Source organism: Sphingomonas sp., from assembly GCF_036387595.1.
GTDB lineage: Bacteria > Pseudomonadota > Alphaproteobacteria > Sphingomonadales > Sphingomonadaceae > Sphingomonas.
Genome location: NZ_DASVTL010000122.1, coordinates 72,061 through 89,961, shown reverse-complemented (window position 1 = coordinate 89,961; position 17,901 = coordinate 72,061). Strand labels below are relative to the sequence as shown.

The 17,901-nt window shown below is 66.5% G+C and carries 21 protein-coding genes; 13 read left to right on the top strand and 8 right to left on the bottom strand.

Annotated elements, in window-relative coordinates; translation table 11 throughout:
• Positions 1 to 20 precede the first annotated feature (20 nt).
• Complete coding sequence (locus tag VF643_RS15790) at positions 21 to 506, bottom strand: SH3 domain-containing protein (RefSeq protein ID WP_331044339.1); 486 nt, start codon at positions 504 to 506, stop codon at positions 21 to 23.
• Between the two features lie 123 nt (positions 507 to 629).
• Here VF643_RS15790 and VF643_RS15785 point away from each other — a divergent pair, with 123 nt between their 5' ends.
• From VF643_RS15785 to VF643_RS15765, 5 genes are all read left to right on the top strand, one after another.
• Positions 630 to 1,640 carry a D-glycerate dehydrogenase gene (locus VF643_RS15785; RefSeq protein WP_331044338.1) on the top strand — a complete coding sequence of 337 codons (1,011 nt, stop codon included), beginning with the start codon at positions 630 to 632 and terminating at the stop codon, positions 1,638 to 1,640.
• Positions 1,641 to 1,724: 84 nt separating this feature from the next.
• On the top strand, positions 1,725 to 2,102 hold the full coding sequence (locus VF643_RS15780; protein ID WP_331044337.1) for a helix-turn-helix domain-containing protein: 378 nt from the start codon (positions 1,725 to 1,727) through the stop codon (positions 2,100 to 2,102).
• A 28-nt stretch (positions 2,103 to 2,130) separates the two neighbouring features.
• Positions 2,131 to 2,346 (top strand): hypothetical protein, encoded by a 216-nt coding sequence (locus VF643_RS15775; RefSeq protein WP_331044336.1) that lies wholly within the window; start codon positions 2,131 to 2,133, stop codon positions 2,344 to 2,346.
• 169 nt (positions 2,347 to 2,515) lie between these two features.
• Complete coding sequence (locus VF643_RS16180; protein ID WP_414713885.1) at positions 2,516 to 2,719, top strand: hypothetical protein; 204 nt, start codon at positions 2,516 to 2,518, stop codon at positions 2,717 to 2,719.
• A 114-nt stretch (positions 2,720 to 2,833) separates the two neighbouring features.
• Positions 2,834 to 3,238: an acyl-CoA thioesterase gene (locus tag VF643_RS15765; protein ID WP_414713884.1), complete on the top strand. Its 405-nt coding sequence runs from the start codon at positions 2,834 to 2,836 to the stop codon at positions 3,236 to 3,238.
• Between the two features lie 478 nt (positions 3,239 to 3,716).
• On the opposite strand, the gene VF643_RS15760 is transcribed toward VF643_RS15765, so the two are convergent.
• The 6 genes from VF643_RS15760 to VF643_RS15735 form a co-directional block, all read right to left on the bottom strand.
• Positions 3,717 to 3,908: a hypothetical protein gene (locus VF643_RS15760; RefSeq protein WP_331044335.1), complete on the bottom strand. Its 192-nt coding sequence runs from the start codon at positions 3,906 to 3,908 to the stop codon at positions 3,717 to 3,719.
• Between the two features lie 38 nt (positions 3,909 to 3,946).
• Positions 3,947 to 5,350 (bottom strand): NAD(P)H-dependent flavin oxidoreductase, encoded by a 1,404-nt coding sequence (locus VF643_RS15755; protein WP_331044334.1) that lies wholly within the window; start codon positions 5,348 to 5,350, stop codon positions 3,947 to 3,949.
• A gap of 79 nt (positions 5,351 to 5,429) precedes the next feature.
• Positions 5,430 to 6,563: a glycosyltransferase gene (locus VF643_RS15750; protein WP_331044333.1), complete on the bottom strand. Its 1,134-nt coding sequence runs from the start codon at positions 6,561 to 6,563 to the stop codon at positions 5,430 to 5,432.
• Between the two features lie 10 nt (positions 6,564 to 6,573).
• Complete coding sequence (locus VF643_RS15745; protein WP_331044332.1) at positions 6,574 to 7,695, bottom strand: glycosidase; 1,122 nt, start codon at positions 7,693 to 7,695, stop codon at positions 6,574 to 6,576.
• Positions 7,692 to 8,447 carry an SDR family oxidoreductase gene (locus tag VF643_RS15740; RefSeq protein WP_331044331.1) on the bottom strand — a complete coding sequence of 252 codons (756 nt, stop codon included), beginning with the start codon at positions 8,445 to 8,447 and terminating at the stop codon, positions 7,692 to 7,694. Before VF643_RS15740 ends, VF643_RS15745 begins: the two co-directional genes overlap by 4 nt.
• Positions 8,444 to 9,343, bottom strand: a complete 900-nt coding sequence (locus VF643_RS15735) for an alpha/beta hydrolase (protein WP_331044330.1) — start codon at positions 9,341 to 9,343, stop codon at positions 8,444 to 8,446. The genes VF643_RS15740 and VF643_RS15735 overlap by 4 nt, the downstream gene beginning before the upstream one ends.
• 37 nt (positions 9,344 to 9,380) lie before the next feature.
• Between VF643_RS15735 and VF643_RS15730 the strand changes: the two genes are divergently transcribed.
• Positions 9,381 to 10,784: a protein adenylyltransferase SelO family protein gene (locus tag VF643_RS15730; RefSeq protein WP_331044329.1), complete on the top strand. Its 1,404-nt coding sequence runs from the start codon at positions 9,381 to 9,383 to the stop codon at positions 10,782 to 10,784.
• Between the two features lie 11 nt (positions 10,785 to 10,795).
• Positions 10,796 to 12,211: a succinylglutamate-semialdehyde dehydrogenase gene (astD, locus tag VF643_RS15725; protein ID WP_331044403.1), complete on the top strand. Its 1,416-nt coding sequence runs from the start codon at positions 10,796 to 10,798 to the stop codon at positions 12,209 to 12,211.
• On the opposite strand, the gene VF643_RS15720 is transcribed toward astD, so the two are convergent.
• Positions 12,198 to 12,347 (bottom strand): hypothetical protein, encoded by a 150-nt coding sequence (locus tag VF643_RS15720; protein WP_331044328.1) that lies wholly within the window; start codon positions 12,345 to 12,347, stop codon positions 12,198 to 12,200. The two genes, astD and VF643_RS15720, sit on opposite strands and share 14 nt — an antisense overlap.
• Before the next feature lie 312 nt (positions 12,348 to 12,659).
• Between VF643_RS15720 and cobA the strand changes: the two genes are divergently transcribed.
• The 6 genes from cobA (at position 12,660) to VF643_RS15690 (ending at position 17,825) form a co-directional block, all read left to right on the top strand.
• Positions 12,660 to 13,451, top strand: coding sequence for a uroporphyrinogen-III C-methyltransferase (gene cobA, locus VF643_RS15715; RefSeq protein ID WP_331044327.1), 792 nt, complete (start codon positions 12,660 to 12,662; stop codon positions 13,449 to 13,451).
• Positions 13,448 to 13,744, top strand: coding sequence for a DUF2849 domain-containing protein (locus VF643_RS15710; protein ID WP_331044326.1), 297 nt, complete (start codon positions 13,448 to 13,450; stop codon positions 13,742 to 13,744). Before cobA ends, VF643_RS15710 begins: the two co-directional genes overlap by 4 nt.
• Positions 13,745 to 13,899: 155 nt before the next feature.
• On the top strand, positions 13,900 to 15,585 hold the full coding sequence (locus VF643_RS15705) for a nitrite/sulfite reductase (protein ID WP_331044325.1): 1,686 nt from the start codon (positions 13,900 to 13,902) through the stop codon (positions 15,583 to 15,585).
• Positions 15,578 to 16,036 (top strand): DUF934 domain-containing protein, encoded by a 459-nt coding sequence (locus VF643_RS15700; RefSeq protein ID WP_331044324.1) that lies wholly within the window; start codon positions 15,578 to 15,580, stop codon positions 16,034 to 16,036. Before VF643_RS15705 ends, VF643_RS15700 begins: the two co-directional genes overlap by 8 nt.
• The gene (locus tag VF643_RS15695) at positions 16,029 to 16,787 is read left to right on the top strand and encodes a phosphoadenylyl-sulfate reductase (RefSeq protein WP_331044323.1); all 759 of its coding nucleotides are present in this window, start codon (positions 16,029 to 16,031) and stop codon (positions 16,785 to 16,787) included. Before VF643_RS15700 ends, VF643_RS15695 begins: the two co-directional genes overlap by 8 nt.
• A gap of 114 nt (positions 16,788 to 16,901) precedes the next feature.
• Positions 16,902 to 17,825, top strand: coding sequence for a hypothetical protein (locus VF643_RS15690; protein ID WP_331044322.1), 924 nt, complete (start codon positions 16,902 to 16,904; stop codon positions 17,823 to 17,825).
• Positions 17,826 to 17,901 lie beyond the last annotated feature (76 nt).

The window sequence follows — 17,901 nt, the reverse complement described above, 5'->3', positions numbered from 1 at the left end:
CATCGTGCGCAGAGCAATCGCTACGGCAGCACCTCGCCCGGCTCGACCCCCCACAAGCCGCCGACCGTCACATAAGCCGCCTGCCCCATCACGTCGAACCGGCACCAGCCGTTCGCGCATGCGCTGATCCGGCCGACCACACCCGGAGCCGCGCGCCACATCAGCTTGGCGGCGCTGGAGGGTCGCTCGCGCATCTCGATCGGCGGCCCGGCCTTGACGATCGCGGTGCGCGTGTCGCTCAGCAGGTTGCCCTGCATCCAGCCCGTCGTGCCGTCGGGGTCTTCGACCTTGCGCCATTCCTTCATCACAGCGACCACCCGCACCGGCAGGCCGCTGCGCTGATAGAGCCAACTCGCCGGATAGGTACGCGCCGGGCCGGTGCGCATCCGTGCGCGGCTTGCCTGGATGGAGGCGAGATACGGCACCTTGCGCTTGGCATCGGCCGCGGGAGCAGGGGATGGCAGCGCCAATGCCAGGACGGCTGTCGCGAAGATCGGGATACGCATGCGCGCCACCTAGGGTTCAAACCCAATCCGGACAACGGCCGTGATCGGGTTTGAACCCTACCGCGTCCGGCCGCGTTCCTTCAACCATTGACGCACGTCGGGTCGCTTGCCAAGCCTCCGCGCATGGCCGAACGTCCCACCTCTTCCCGGCGGTGTCCGAACCCCAGCGTTGCGGTCACCCGCGAACTCCCCGACACGATCATGGAGCGGATGGAGGCGCTGTTCGACACGCGAATCAACCGGGCCGATCAATCGCTCGATCGTACAGGGCTGGCCGCGGCGATGCGGGATTGCGACGTGCTGGTGCCCACCGTCACCGATTCGATCGACGCGAACCTGATCGCCGGCGCGGGGGATCGGTTGAAACTCATCGCCAATTTCGGCGCCGGCGTGAACCATATCGACCTCAAGGCCGCACGCGCCCGCGGCATCATCGTCACCAACACGCCTGGCGTCCTGACCGAAGACACCGCGGACATGACGATGGCGCTGATCGTATCGGTGCCCCGCCGCCTGGCGGAGGGGGAGAAGCTGGTGCGCTCGGGCACGTGGAAGGGCTGGAGTCCCGGCGGAATGCTGGGCCACCGGATCGGCGGCAAGGCGCTGGGCATCGTCGGCATGGGCCGCATCGGCCAGGCGGTGGCGCGGCGCGCGCGCGCTTTCGGCCTGACCATTCACTATCACAATCGCCACCGCCTGCCCAAGGTGGTGGAGGCCGAGTTCGGGGCGCAGTGGCATCCCAATCTCGACGCGATGCTGGGCCGCATCGACATCCTGACGATCCACACCCCGCGCAACGCGCAAAGCGAGAATCTGATCGACGCCGCGCGCATCGCGCTCATGCGTCCCCACGTCTACCTCATCAACGCCAGCCGCGGCGGCATCGTCGATGAGGACGCGCTGACGGACGCGCTGGAGAACGGCCGGCTGGCCGGCGCCGGCCTAGATGTCTGGCGCCATGAACCCGCGATCGACCCGCGATTGCTGGCACTGCCCAATGTCGTCATGACCCCGCACATGGGATCGGCCACCTACGAAGGCCGCGTCGCCACGGGCGAAAAGGTGATGGCAAACATCCGCATGTGGGCCGACGGCCACCGCCCGCCGGACCAGGTGCTCGAAGGCTGGATTTAGAGTCGACCTCGACCGGGTTGAATCGGACGGGATTCACACGGGCGTGATTTTCTGATTCAAGATGTCGGCCGGAAGGAGGCTGGCATGGGCAAAGCGTATTCGGACGATCTGCGCTGTCGGGTGGTTACGGCGATGGCGGCGGGCAGGAGTTGCCGTGATGTTGGCGCGGTGTTCGACGTGGCGCCGAGCACGGCGGGCAACTGGTATCGCCGCTATCGGCGTGAGAGCAGCCATGCAGCCCGACCGACAGGAGGCGACCGGTGCTCGAAGCTGCTGGAGGAAGCGGGCTGGCTCGGCGAGCGACTGGCCGAGACGCCAGAGCTGACCTTGAGCGAGGTGCGGAGCGACCTGGCCAGTCGAGGCGTCGAGGTCAGTTATGCAAGCGTCTGGCGGACGGTGCGCAAGCTGGGGCTGCGGCACAAGAAAATGGACGATCTACGCGACCGAGCAGGATCGGCCTGACGTCGCCATCGCGCGCGCGGTTTGGCGGGTGGCGCAGGCCGGGCTCGACTTCAACGCACTGGTGTTCGTCGACGAGACCGGGACGACGACCAGCATGACCCGGCTGCGCGGATGGGGCGAGAAGGGCAAGCCGCTGCTCGGCAAGGCGGCGCACGGCCACTGGATGACCTCGACCCCCACCTTCGTGAGGGCAGGCTCTTCGTCGCCGGGCTGCGCCACGACGGCATCGCCGCGCCGATGCTGATCGATACGCCCCCTTCGACTTCGCTCAGGACAGGAATGACCGGGCGCATCTTCCAGCAATGGCTTACCGATCACCTCATCCCCGAACTGTCGCCCGACAGCATCGTGGTCTGCGACAACCTGCCGGCCCACAAGGTTCCGGCATCCGCCACTGCCTGGAGAATGCCGGCATGGGGCTGCTCTACCTTCCGCCCGGCCTTCGCCGGGGCAGGCTCTACAGCCCCGACTTCAATCCCATCGAGCAGGTTCTCTCGACTACGCTCGAGACAGGCTTCGCCAAGATCAACGCGCTGCTCCGACGAGCCGCCCCACGCTCGCTCGACGCTATCGTCGCCGCGCTGAAAACCATCCTCCATCGCTTCCCGCCCGATTGAGTGCGCCAAACACCGTCGACACTCCGGATATGTGCAAACGTGAGCGAGTCTGAATCTAGAGCGACCTTCGAAGTCTTCATCGCGCCGTAACATGCTTCATGCTAATGCTGTCGCGTGATCACCGCACCCGCCCCGCATCATTACGCCGTCGGCATCGTGTCCGACGACATCGACTTCATGGGCCACGTCAACAACGCCAGCTATCTCAAATGGGTGCAGGCCGCCGTCATCAGCCATTGGCAGCGTCTGGCGCCCCCCGAAGCGGTGGCCCAGCACCTCTGGGTCGCGCTGAAACACGAGATCACCTATCGCAAGCCCGCCTTCCTCGACGACGACGTGATCGCCACCGTCCTGCTGGAAAAGGTCCAGGGCGCCCGCGCCTTCTACGAAACGATCATCAAGCGCGGCGAAGACGTGCTAGCCGAGGTCAAGTCGAGCTGGTGCTGCCTGGATGCGGAAACGCTGCGCCCCGCGCGGCTGGCACGCGACGTGGTGGAGCGGTTCTTCCCCAAGGACTGAGAGTCCGTTTAAAACGCCCAGTAACGCGTTGTGCGGTGCCAGCCCAAGGTTCCGGCGACGCGCAGCATCGGTGGAATGGCTGCGGAGGGTGGCACCGCCTGCGAAACTCGCTCTTTCACGCGTTTTCAAACAGTCTCGGAGAGCCGAAGGACGGCGGCTGCTATCCGCCGCCGAGATCGTCCCGAAGTCGGGCGAGTTGATCCATCCGCGCATGCAGGACGCTGACGATGGCCACGCCGTGCGTGTCCTCTTTCCAATAGATCACGTGACCGCGCCAGCGCCGGCGGTAGCCATCGATACCATAGTCTTTCGGGAGCTTTACCCAAGGCACTTCGTGCGCGGCGATCGCCTCGAATTACGCGAATAGGTCTTCGATGTATTTTGCCGCTTGTGCCCGCCCCCAACGCTCGCGCGTATAGCCCGCGATGTCATCCAGGCAGTCATCCGCCTTCGCACGTATGCGGTAAACGCGGCATCGTCAGCCGCGAAGTTTGTTTCGCGCGATCACATCCTCCGCCGTCACGTATCGGTGGTTGGACTCGGGTTCGGCGAATGCCTCCTGAAGCTCCGCCCTGAACGCCTCGTAAAGGCCATATTCGCCGACCGCCGAAGAGATATATTCAGCGAGTTCGCCCGTTATATCGACACTGATTGCCTTCTCATATCCCATGACGGATACCCTCTACCAAGCCGCGCGACGATCGAAACTCAATCCCCAGTTAAAATGCGATCCACCAATTGCTTCACCGTCGGCACGAAGCCGTTCGAATAAAAGGGATCGCGCTTGAAATTATACGCCGAATGGCCGGCGAACATCAGGTTCTGGTCGGTATCGCCGCCATGCGCGATATCCTGCAGCGTCTTCTGGATGCAGAAGCTGCGCGGGTCGGCCAACCGCCCGGTGGAATTGGTCTCGCTGTCCGCCCAGCTCGAAAACAGGCATTGCGACAGGCACCCCATGCAATCGGCCTGATCCTTTCGAATCTCCGCCTTCTCGCCGGGCGACACGAAAACCAGGGTGTTGTCGGGCGTCTTCAGCGCATCGGTGAATCCTTCCCCGAACCACCCGCGCGCGCTGAGCAGGTCGTTGCGCGTCACCCAGAAATTCTTGCCCTTCACCCCGACGTCCAGCTGGAACACATGGTCCCCGGCTTCCTGCGTGGAAAACGCGATCTGTCGCGCCGATCGCGCCTCCAGCGAGCGCAGGAACGGATTGCGCACCGCGCTCGAATAGAATCCGGTCGGCGAGAAGCGGTGGAGCAGCACCTCGCCTTCGTCGATCTGGGTCAGCTTGGCCTTCCACCCGTCCGGAATCGGGCTTTCGCGCGTCAACAGCGGCCGCGTGCCATATTGGAAGACGATCGATCCCAGTTCGGGGTTGTCGATCCAATCCTCCCAGTCACGCAGATACCAAACCCCGCCCGCCATCACAATCGGCGTGGAGTCCGGAATCCCTCCCTCGCGCATCGTATCGCGCAGCGCCTTGACGCGGGGGAACGGGTCTTCGGGTTTCAGCGGGTCTTCGGCATTCGACAGGCCGTTGTGCCCGCCCGCCAGCCACGGGTCTTCATAGACCACCGCCGCGAGCCATTCCGACGCCTTGGAATAGGCGCGCTTCCACAACGCCCGAAACGCCCGGCCCGAACTCACGATCGGCAGGTACGACACCTGATGCTCAGCCGCGATCTCGGATAGTTTGTACGGCATGCCCGCGCCGCAGGTGACGCCCGCGACCAGCCCCTTGGTGCGCTCCAGCACGCCCTGGAGCACCCGCTGCGCGCCGCCCATCTCCCAAAGCACGTTGATGTTGATCGCGCCCCGCCCGCCCGCGATGTCGTATGCGCGGCGGACCTGCTCGACAGCGCCGTCGATCGCATATTGGACCAGTTCCTCATGCCGCTCGCGCCGGGTAAGCGCGCGATAGATCTGGGGGATGATCTTGCCGTCAGGATCGTAACTGTCGGCGTTGACCGCGGAGACCGTACCGATCCCGCCCGCCGCCGCCCAGGCGCCGGCCGACGCATGGTTGGTCGCCGCGACACCCTTGCCGCCCTCCACCAATGGCCAGACCTCGCGGCCATTGTAGATGATCGGGGTCAGGCCCTTGAACACGCGGCGCTACCTTTTGATGAACGGAACATGGATCATATATACCCAATGGCGTCGCGGGCGCGACCGTTTTGCTGCATTCTCAGTCAAAAGCGCCCGGCTGCCCGAGTGCCCCGGCATATAGCGCACGATAACGCGCCAGCATCACGTCCTCATCGTAATCGCGGCGCGCCTTTGCGCGGTTGGCCTCGCCAACCGTCTTGCGCAATCCGGCATCGAGCAGCAGCGGCTGGATCACGTCCCGAAGCGCGACTTCGCCCGAGAATTTGGCGATGAACGGCGCATTTTCCGCCGCGATCATCTTCGGCACGTCGCCCACCGGCGGCCCCGCGACCGGCAACCCGGCGGCCATCGCCTCCACCACCGACACCGGAAACTGCTCCGAGCGCGACGACAGCGCCAAAATGTCGAACAGCCCGACGTAGCGATGCGGATCGGGCAGGAATCCGGGCATCACCAGGCGGTCGGCGATGCCCATCGCCGCTGCCGCCTGCATGATCGTACCACGCTCCGGCCCCTCTCCCACGATCACCAGCCGGAACTTGCCCGAAAGCCCGCCGCAGGCCCGCACCAGCGCCGGCAAGTCCTTCACCTCGCGCAAGCCCGACAGCGCACCGATCACGACCTCTTTATCCTTGCGGACGAAACCGGGGATCGCTTTTGCATCGGGCTTGTTCGCATAGAGCGCGGTCGCGATGCCGTTGGCGATGCGGTGGACCCGCGTGGGCGGCTGCTTCCAGGTCTTGAGCGCAATCGACTCCAGTGCGACCGACGGCACCGCCAGCGCGTGCGCGGCGGGAAGCGCGATCCGGCGATAGATATTGCGCTCGCGCTTCAGCCCGCCTGCCTCATCCGCGTTGAACCCGTCCTCGTGGTGGACCAGCGGCGGCAGGCCCTTGGAGAAGCAGCGTCGGGCCATCACCCCGTCGATGGCGCCCCAATTGTACGTCAGCACCAGATCGAACCCGCGCATGAACCGCGCGATCGCCTCGTAGCGCGCCACCGAAGGCCGCCCGGTCAGCGGCGGCGGATTCTGCGCGATCTCGTATGCGATTCCCTTGGCAATCGCATCCCGCGCGTCCAGCGCATCCGGCACGCCCGACACGATGGTATGCCGCGCGGCATCGCCGAACGCGTTCATCAGCCGCACCGCGCGCCACTCCTTGCCGCCCAGCGTGAAGCTCGAATGCAAATGCAGGATGTGCGGGCGTGGCATGGCAGGGCGATTAGCGCGCGAAAACGGACTTGGGAATGTGGGTGATGCGGCACACCAGGTCGGCCTCGCCACTTGCGATGACATAATGATCCCCCGCATCGGCGATCCCGGTCGTGAAGACGACGTCCTCCACGTACATCACGTCCTTCAACGGTTCGGTTAGCGCCGGTGCCGCCTCCAGCAGCGCGGCGTGTTCGGTTCGCAGCGTGACGCTCGGGTCGTCGCGGTCCAGAATCGACCAATAGGTGCGGTAGATACCGACCACGCCCGACGGCTCGACCCCGTGCCACAAGGTCAACCAGCCCTGGTCGGTCAGGATCGGCGGCGTGCCCCCGCCCATCCGTGCGGTGGCGGTCGTCGCGGCATGCGGGCGGATGCCGGGCTTGTCGTGCGGCCTCCAATGGAGCGCATCGGGCGAGCGCGACAGGTTGATCGACGGGCCGGCAAGCCATTCGCTGCCCGGCGGATAGGCGAAATACAGGTCGCCCAGCGGCCGCGTCTGCGCCCAATATTCTCCGGCAATCCGCCCCTCGAAGATCAGCATGTCCTTGTTCTGATGGTCCAGGACGATGCCCTCCAGCCGCCAGTCCGCCGCGTCGTCGGACGAATACAGCGTGGTGCAATGCCGTTCCGGGCTGACCGAACAGGTGGTCATCAGCCAGCGTTCGCCGACCCGGCTGATCCGCGCATCCTCGACGCCGTAACATTGGTACGACGCCGCGGGCGCGATCGCGCGGTCGTAATGCACCGCGACGACCCGCCGTCCCGCGGCATCCAGCTCGACCGGCAGCAGCCACGACAGCGAGGTCAGCGCCAGCACCCGCCACGGCTGGCCGCGGATCGCGAACTTGCGCGGGTCGTTGGTATCGACCTCGCCCACAGGCCAAGCATCGAGCACATAGCCCCCATCCGCCCAGCGGATCGCATGGATATGCCCGTCGCGCACCGGCTCGCGCAGCGCCTCGGCAATGCGCACCATCAGCAGCAGATTGCCGTTCGGCAGCCGCGTCATCCCCGGATTGAAAGCGCCCAGCACATAGGTCTCGGCGTCGATCCTGCCGGCCAACGGCGAGCGCGACAGATCGACGTCGGCAGGGGTGAAGACCAGCTGGTCGAACGCACGGTCGCTCATTCCCCCTCCTGCGCGCGCGGTACGATCACGATCTGCTGGATGACGCTACGGCTGGGCTGCGTCAGCAGGAACTCGACGCCCGCCGCAATGTCCTCCGCCGCCAGCATCGTCTCTTCGGCGATCATCCGCCGCTGCTCGTCGTCGGGGACGTCGGGCTTCTGCATATCGCTCCCGGTCTTGCCCGGCTCGACCAGCGCGACGCGGATGCCCTTTGGCCCCAGTTCGCGGCGCAGCGCCTCCGAAAAGCCCGCGACGCCCGCCTTGATCCCGGCATAGACCGTCGAACTCGGCCCCAGCACATGCGCGCTCATCGACCCGATCAGGACGATGTCGCCGATCTTCTCCATTCGCCGCGCGGCTTCGTGCGCACTCAGCAGATAATGGGTGAAATCCAGCGCGATGGCATGGCGCAGTTCCGGCTCGGTCATCTGGGTCAGCCCGCGCGCCGCGACGGCGGCGTTGACGATCGCGATGTCGAACCCGCCCAGCGCCGCTTCGCCCGCATCGAAGAAGCGCGCGACGTTATCCGCCACCGACAGGTCGATGGTCATACCCCCGCTACCGCCCGCATGCTCTTGTACGGCGTGGATGGAGGCCAGCGCATCCGCCAGATGCTGCGGATCGTTCCCGCAGACGAACACGCTGGCCCCGCGCGCCGCCAGCATCACCGCCATCGCGCGACCGATGCCGGTCGTCCCCCCGGTAATCAGCGCACGGCGGCCACGCAGGCTGGTGGGCGAATGATCGGTCATGCGATTCCCTCGTCAAACACGCTCAGGCGCGCGCTGGCCAGCAGCCTTCCGACTGGCGCTGCCAGCACCGGCTCGCTCAAGGTCGGCGCATGCCCCACGCCGGGCACCTCCGCCAGTTCGGCACGATCCAGGCTCGCGATCATCCGCGCGGCGACCCGCGCCGACAGCACGTCGGATCGGCCGCCGCGAACCACCAGCACCGGCACCTGGCGCAGCGCGGCCAGCGCCCCCCACATGTCCGGCCCCGCTTCGTTGCCGGGAACGCGGAACGGCTCGGCGATCTTCATGTCGTAATCCAGCACCACGCGCCCGCCCGAATTCAGCCGGTAGAGCCGTTTCGCCATCGCCAGCCAATCCTCGATCTCCCAGCCCGGATGGACGTCGCCATGCGCTTCGGCAACGGCACGCGCGGCATGCATCCACGTCGGATAAGCGCTGCCCCGGCCGACATAGCTGCGGATGCGCGCCAGCCCCGCCGCCTCGATCTCTGGCCCGACGTCGTTGATGATCGCGCCCGCGATCCGCTCCGGCCCGGCTGCCGCCAGCAGCATCGCGACGATTCCGCCCAGCGCATTGCCCACCACCACGAACCGCGCGAGTCCCAAGTCAGCGAGCAGCGCCTCGATGTCCTGGACGTACGTCAGCGGCCCATAGGTCATCGGATCCTTGGCATAGGCGCTCTCTCCGCGCCCGCGCAGATCGGCCGCGATCACCCGCCGACCGCCGGCCAGCCGCCGCGCGAAATCGTCGAAGTCGCGCGCGTTGCGGGTCAGACCGGGCAGGCAGAGGATCGGCGGACGCCCTTGATCCGCTCCAGCCCCATCACCGCCATAATCGCGCGCGTGCAGCCGCAAGCCGTCTTTCGACCACCAATATCGGTTTTCGTACAGCTGCATGGTTGCGCCCCGCCTTGTCAGCCCTCCATATCCGCGCATGCCTGTCGACCCGCAAGCCTATCGCCCCGCCGCTGCCATCCTCACGCTGGGGGACGCCTTCTACGATCCCGTGGAGGCCGCCGACTTCCCACAGACCCGCCTGCGCTTCCGCGACGATCGCGCCGCAACCGAGATCGGCTTGGCGAGCCTGGACGATGCGGAGTGGACCGCCGCCTTCGGCCGCTTCGTGCCCCTGCCCGGCACCCTCCAGCAACCGCTGGCGCTGCGCTACCACGGGCATCAGTTCCGCAACTACAATCCCGACATCGGCGACGGCCGCGGCTTCACCTTCGCGCAGATGGTCGATTCAACAGGCCGGCTCATGGACCTCGGCACGAAGGGATCGGGCACGACCCCGTGGAGCCGCTTCGGCGACGGCCGCCTGACGCTGAAGGGCGGGGTCCGCGAAGTCCTCGCCTCCGAAATGCTCGAAGCGCTCGGCGTCCCTACCTCGCGCAGCCTCTCGTTGATCGAAACCGGCGAGGCGCTGGATCGCGGCGACGAACCTTCCCCCACCCGCTCGGCGGTGCTCGTGCGGCTCAGCCACGGCCATATCCGCATCGGCACCTTCCAGCGGCTAGCCTATCTGCGCGACGACACTAATCTGCGTCGTCTCGTCGCCTACGTGCTGCGCGAACTCTATGGCGAGGACGGCGATGACCCAATCCGCCTCCTCGACCTGGTGGTCGCGCGCACCGCCCGCCTGGCGGCGCGCTACATGGCGGCAGGCTTCGTCCACGGCGTCCTCAACACCGACAACATCAACGTGACGGGGGAGAGTTTCGACTACGGCCCCTGGCGGTTCGCGCCGACATGGGATCCCCAATTCACCGCCGCCTATTTCGATCACGCCGGGCTATACGCCTTCGCGAGGCAGCCCGAAGCGATCCACTGGGACGCGATGCAGCTTGCGGTGTCCTTGCGCACCATCGCCAACAGCGACGCGCTGATCGCCGCGCTCGCCCGCTTCGCCGATGTGTATCAGCACGAAGTGACCGCCGCGATCCTCTGGCGGATGGGGCTGACGCCCGGAGAGGCGGACGCCGATCGCGCGCTCGTCACTCTCGTCGAACAGGCCCTGCGCACCACCGGCGTCGCGATCGACCGCTTCTTTCATGACGTGTTCGGCGGCACGCTGCCGAAAGATTACGACAGCGCATGGGACGATGTCCGCGCCGCACTTCCCGGTCACACGCCTCGTGCGAATCGCTCGCATCCGCATTGGCAGGGGGCGCCGTGCAGCATGCTCATCGGCGAAGTCGAAGACATCTGGTCGCGCATCGCTGATCGCGACGATTGGTCCGCCTTCGACGCAAAGGTCGCCGCGATACGCGATTTCGGTGCGGCGCTGGACAGCGCAGGACCGCATCGGGCACAAGCACCCCATAATCAGGGGGAATGACGAACACCCGCATGGCCGATCAGGAGATCGTTTCGACCGAACCCGCCACCGGCGCGGTGCTCTGGCGCCGCCCCGTCGGCAATGCCGATGCGGAGGTCGCCGCCGCGCGGGCCGCCTGGGCGGGCTGGGCCGCGCGCCCGTTCGCATACCGGGCGGAGACGCTGCGCCGCTTCGCCAACGTCGTCCGGGCAAAGGCGGACGCTTTCACCGACCTGATCGCGCGCGAAACCGGCAAGCCGATCTGGGAAGCCCGCGGCGAGGTCGAAAGCGTGATCGCGAAGGTCGAAATCTCGATCGCCGCTTATGCCGATCGCACCGCGCAGCGCCGCGTGGACGCGCCGATGGGCAGCCGCATGGCGGTGCGTCACAAGCCGCACGGCGTGCTGGCGGTGCTCGGCCCCTATAATTTTCCGGCGCATCTGCCCAACGGCCACATCGTCCCCGCGCTGCTCGCCGGGAATGCGGTGGTCTTCAAGCCATCGGAGAAGACACCGGCGGCGGGCGCGATGCTGGTCGATTGCTACCGCGCGGCTGGGGTTCCCGAAGGCTGCGTCCGCCTGCTGGTGGGCGGCGCGGCGGAGGGCAAGGCGCTGGCCGCGCATCCCGACATCGACGGCCTGCTCTTCACCGGGTCGGCGCACACCGGCCTTGCGCTCAACCGCGCCTTTGCCGACCATCCCGAGAAGATTCTGGCGCTGGAGATGGGCGGCAACAACCCGATCGTGGTCTGGGACACGCCCGACATCCACACCGCGGCCATCCTGGTCGCGCAATCGGCCTTCACCAGCGCGGGGCAACGCTGCACCGCCGCGCGGCGGTTGATCGTGGAAGGACGCCTGTACGATGCGCTCATCGACCAGCTGAAGCGCCTGACGTCGCGCATCATCGTCGGCGAACCGCATGCCGATCCGGCACCCTTCATGGGTCCGGTGATCGACAACGAAGCCGCCGACCAGCTGACCGAGAGCTTCCTGGCCCTGCTGATGAACGGCGGGCGCGCGATCCGACACCTCGAACGGCCGATAGAGGCGCGCCCGTTCCTCTATCCGGCGATGATCGACGTCACCGCGATGCAGAACCGCCCCGATCTCGAATTGTTCGGCCCCATTCTCCAGGTCATCCGCTGCGACGATTTCGACGAGGCGATCGCGATCGCCAACGACACCCGCTACGGACTGAGCGCCAGCCTCATCAGCCAGACGCCTGCGCTCTACGACCGTTTCTGGGCCAACATCCGCGCGGGCGTGGTCAACTGGAACAAGCCGACCAACGGCGCCTCGTCCGGCGCGCCCTTCGGCGGGATCGGCTGGTCGGGCAATCACCGCCCCAGCGCCTATTACGCCGCCGATTATTGCGCCTACCCGGTCGTCAGCAACGAAGCCGAAGCCGCCCGCGCCTCGATCGGCATCGGCCTCAGGGACGGTTAGCGGTCGCCTCGGTCTGCAACCTGGCCTTTTTCGCCTTGTAGGCCGCCATTTTCCGCTTTTCGACGTGGTACAGAACAAACACGAACAGCAGAATTGCGGCACCGATCAGCATCACGAGTGCGCCACCGGTCGACATCTCAACTCTCCGATTCCAGAAGGGTCAACACCTTCCATCCAGCATACATAAGGCCGGCAGCGATCGTTAGCCAGCCTCCCGTCTCGAGCGTAGCCCGTCCGTTCCGGTACATCTCGATGACAGCAGCCGACAGTAGAACGGCTCCAAGCTGGAACATGGTGCGAGAGACAGACTTCCATCGCTCGTTCTGACACATGATGACAGGATCGGCCATGGAGGCTCATAGCAGGCACATACCCCCAAGCAATCCTACCCGCCCCCAAAGCAACCTTCGCCTTGCCCGCGGCGCGCCGCGCCGCCATTTACCGCATCATGGCAAGCCTTCTCGATCCCACCGCGCGCGGCCGCGTCATCCTGGTCGGTGCGGGGCCGGGCGATCCCGGACTCCTGACCGTGCGTGCGGTGGAGGCGCTGGCGCGCGCCGATGTCGTCGTTCACGACGGCCTGATCGACCCGCGCGTGCTCGATCTCGCGCCCGCGGAGGCTCAGCGCATCTCGGTCGCCAAGAAGCGCGACCGCCACACCCTGCCTCAGGAGGCGATCAACGCGCTTATCGTCGCGCACGTCCGCACCGGCGCCATCGTCGTGCGGCTGAAGGGGGGCGACCCGTTCATCTTCGGGCGCGGCGGCGAGGAAGTGGAGGCGGTGCGCGCCGCCGGCCTGGCCGTGGAGGTCATCCCGGGCGTGTCCGCCGCACTCGGCTGCGCGGCGGAGGCGATGCTGCCGCTCACCCACCGCGATCATTCCAGCGCGGTCAGCTTCGTTGCGGGCCAATGCAAGGGGTTGCGCGAGCAGGACTGGTCCGGCCTCGCCGGGCAGGGGCGTACCCTGGTCATCTACATGGGCGTCGCCACCGCCAGCGCGATCGCGGACAAGCTGATCGCCGACGGCGTGGCCCCCGACATGCCGGTCGCGGTCCTGGAGCGCGGTACGCTCGAAGGGCACCGGGCGATCAAGACGCTGCTGGCCGATCTCGGCGCGATGGTGGCGCGTGAGAAGGTGGCATCGCCGGCAATCATCGTCGTCGGCGAGGTTGTCGAACTCTCTGACGCCGAGGACAAGCTCGCACGCTGGGCGCGCGTCGCCGAAGGAATCGACGCATGAAGCTGTTGACCGGCAACGATCTGCCCAGCGGCGATGTCGTCTGGTGGACCGGCAGCGGCTGGTCGCGCCATGTCGAGGATGCCTGCGACGTCGGTCACGACGGAGAGAGCATTGCGCGTGCCGAGGAAGGCGCGCGCCGCGTCAACGTCCCCTATGTGATCGACGCCGCGATGACCCCCGACGGCCCCCGCCCCGCCCACATCAAGGACCGCATTCGCGCCCTCGGCCCGACAGTGCGCGTCGATCTGACGCTGAAGCCCGCCGATGCGAGCGCCGGGAGCTGGGTGATATGATGTTTCTTTTGAACTCCTCCCCGGCACGGGGAGGGGGACCGCGCCCGCAGGGCGTGGTGGAGGGGGGCCGGCCCCAGGCGGACCATGCGTGGAGAACCCCCTCCACCATGCTACGCATGATCCCCCTCCCCGTGCCGGGGAGGAATTGATCCATCATGTATAAATACGACACCTCCGATCAGGCGATGGTCGATGCCCGCGTCGACGAGTTCCGCGATCAGGTCCGCCGCCGCTTGGCCGGGCAATTGACCGAGGACCAGTTCAAGCCGCTCCGGCTGATGAACGGCCTGTATCTGCAGCTTCATGCCTATATGCTGCGCGTCGCCGTCCCCTATGGCACGCTCGACGCGCGCCAGATGCGGATGCTCGCCCGTGTCGCGCGCAAGTATGACCGCGGCTACGGCCATTTCACCACCCGCCAGAATATCCAGTATAATTGGATCAAGCTGGAGGATGCGCCCGACATCCTCGCCGAACTCGCGACGGTCGAGATGCACGCCATCCAGACGTCGGGTAATTGCATCCGCAACATCTCGGCCGACCAGTTCGCGGGCGCTGCCGCGGACGAGGTGGCCGATCCGCGCCCCTGGGCCGAACTGATCCGCCAGTGGAGCACCTTCCACCCCGAATTCACCTACCTGCCGCGCAAGTTCAAGATCGCGGTTATCGCCGCGCAGGAAGATCGCGCGGCGATGCGCCTGCACGACATCGGCATCCAGCTGCTGGAGCGCGACGGAATCCTGGGCGCGAAGATCTTCGTCGGCGGCGGCATGGGCCGCACGCCGATGATCTCCCATGAAATCCGTGACTTCGTCACCGCCGACGAGCTGATGAGCTATCTGGAGGCGTGCCTGCGCGTCTACAATCGCTACGGCCGCCGCGACAATATCTACAAGGCACGGATAAAGATCCTGCTGCACGAGATCGGCGCGGACGAATACCGCCGGCAGGTGGAGGAGGAGTTCGGCGCGGTGAAGGCGCTGGGGATCGACCCGCCTGCCGCCGAACTCGCCCGCATCACCGCGATGTTCGCCCCCCCCGCCTTCGAGGTTTCGGCATCCGAAGCCCTCCCTCCGTTCGTGCTGAGCGAAGTCGAAGCACAGGCCTCGGGCGATACGCTCAGGGCGAACGGGGCGGATGACCCCGATTTCGCCGGCTGGCTCGATCAGAACGTCCGGCCGCACAAGGCACCCGGCTACGCGATCGTGACCATCAGCCTAAAGCCCACCGGCGGCATTCCCGGCGATGCGTCGGCCGACCAGATCGACCTTATGGCGGACCTGGCCGAACGCTACAGCTTCGACGAATTGCGCGTCACCCATGCGCAGAACATCGTCCTGCCGCACGTCCGCAAGGCCGACCTCTACACGGTGTGGCGGGCGCTCTCCGAAGCCGGACTGGCCGAGGCGAACCTCGACCTGATCGGCGACATCATCGCCTGCCCCGGCCTCGATTATTGCAGCCTGGCGAACGCCCGCTCGATCCCGCTCGCGCAGAAGATCTCGACCCGCTTCGCCGATCGCCAACGCGATCTGGGCGAATTGAAGCTCAAGATATCGGGCTGCATCAACGCCTGCGGCCATCACCACGCCGGCCACATCGGCATCCTCGGCGTCGACAAGAAGGGCACCGAGAACTACCAGCTCTCGCTCGGCGGCTCGGGTGCCGACGACGTCAGCCTCGCGCGGATCACCGGCCCCGGTTTTTCGGAAGACGGCGTGGTGGATGCGATCGAGCGGGTCACGACACGTTACGTCGCCCTGCGCGAAGACGGCGAACGCTTCCTCGACACCTATCGCCGCGTCGGCTTCGAGACGTTCAAGGAGGCGATCTATGGGTGATCCCGATCAGGCAGACACCGCCGGCGAACCCCTCCTGCGCTTCCGCGACGACCCCGTGCATGACGAGCCGGCGATCACCCTCGACGCGTTCCTCGCCGGGCAGACAAACGCCAATGCCGTCCGCCTGGAGGCGGGCGACGACGCCCGCGCGCTCCTTCCCCATCTCGGCCAGCTTGCGCTCATCGAGGTGAGCTTCCCCAGCTACCGCGACGGCCGCGGCTATTCCGCCGCCGCGATCCTGCGCGAGGGCGGTTATACCGGCGAGTTGCGCGCGGCGGGCGATGTCCTGGTCGATCAGCTCCCCCTGATGCGGCGCTGCGGCTTCGACAGCTTCGCCCCCGAGGCCGAGATCGACGCCGAGACGCTCAAACGCAGCCTCGATCGCTACGCCTTCCAATACCAGGCCTCGACCGACGGCGCCGCGCCGATCTGGAAGCGTCGGCATGGGTGAGCCCGCTCGCCAGCTCGACACGATCGACGTCGGCCGCCTCTACACCGCCGAAGATGCCGCTGCGTACGAAGCGCGCTTTGCCGGTGTCGATGCCGCGACGATGCTCGGCGTGCTGCTGCGGGGCGAACTTGCGGGCAAGGTGGCCGCTGTATCCTCCTTCGGTGCGGAATCGGCGGTGCTTCTCCACATGGTCGCGCAGATCGACCGCGACGTGCCGGTGATCTTCACGAATACGCAGAAGATCTTCGGCGAGACGCTGGCCTATCGGGACGGACTCGCTGAACGTCTCGCACTGACCGACCTGCGCGTGTTTCGCCCTGACCCGCGTCTGCTCGCCGCTAAGGACGCTACCGGGCTGCGCTGGTCCTACGACCCCGACGGTTGCTGCGACCTGCGCAAGGTCGAGCCGCTGCGCCGCGCCCTCGTCCCCTTCGAGGCCTGGATTTCGGGCCGCAAGGGATTCCAGGCGGGCACCCGCACCGCCCTGCCGCGGTTCGAGGCCGATGAGGGCCGGCTGAAGATCAACCCGCTGGCCGACTGGGACAAGCCGCGCCTCGACGCCTATTTCGCTGAACACCAGTTCCCTCGCCACCCGCTCGAGGCACAAGGCTATCTCTCGATCGGCTGCGCGCCCTGCACGTCGAAGGTCCAGCCCGGCGAAGACCCCCGCGCCGGCCGCTGGCGCGGCTGGGACAAGGTGGAATGCGGCATCCATGTCGCGACCAAGCCGGGCGAAGACCCGGTTTTCTGAGGGCATGATCCGGGCGGCTTATCCTCGCTGCTCAGTGCGATAGCATGAGCGGACTGCCGCGAAGCTGCCGCATTTGACAGCGTAGGATACGGGCAAGCTGTCGAGGATGTTGCATTGATTGCTGCTGCCGTGTTGCTGGCCACTCTTGCCGTCGCTTCGCCCACCTGTGCTCGTCCTGCGGCGTCGAAATCGGTGGAGGCCGGGACGCCAAGCGTCAGTCATACCTTGCAGAATGGCCAAAAAGTTCCGCTTCGACTCTTCTGGATCGATCCGCAGGGCAAAGAAGTCGATCAGGGCGTGATCGCGCCCGGCGCATTCCTATCTATTCGGACCTTCATCGGCCACACCTTCAAGCTGACCGATCCCGCCGGCCGCTGCCGAAAAGCGGTTCGGATCGGTGACGTGTTCGCCGGCACCTACGTGGGTACGAGCCGCTACCGCCCCGTCGCCGTCAGACCGGAGTGGCATGTGTTGATCGATCAGGCCCTCGATCCCGCCGCCGAACCGGCCCGGACCGCGCTCGCCACGGTCGCGCGCATGCTCGAAGAGGCCGAAGCGGTCCTGCCACCGGCGGCGCTGCTGCGGGTCCGCACGGCGCCGATCTTCCTTCACGACCATGCCGGTCCCGGCGGCATGTTCCATCGCGATCCGAATTGGCTCATCACGCACGGCCGGAGCGTGGAGATGGTGGACGGCATGGAGCTGTCCGACGCGGGTTTCTTTATCGAGACGGCCAAGGTGCAACCCGGCGCCATATTGCACGAACTCGCGCACGCCTATCACGCACGGCTCCCGGAAAAGGACCGCGCCGAGATCGATCGGGTCTATCGCCGAATGATGGACAGCGGCCGTTACCGAAAAGTCGCACGGGGCGACGGCTCGATTACCGACGCCTATGCGCGGACCAACGCGGCCGAATATTTCGCCGAACTGAGCGAAGCCTATTTCAGCCGCAACGATTTCTTTCCGTTCACGCGATCCGAACTCGTCGCCTACGATCCGGACGGTGAACGGCTGATCGCCGAGCTTTGGCGTTAGCCGCCGGCGGCCCGGCCTCTCTTGATCCCCAATGCGAATGCGGGCAGCCTATCGGCCGGGATTGCAAGGGGTTGGC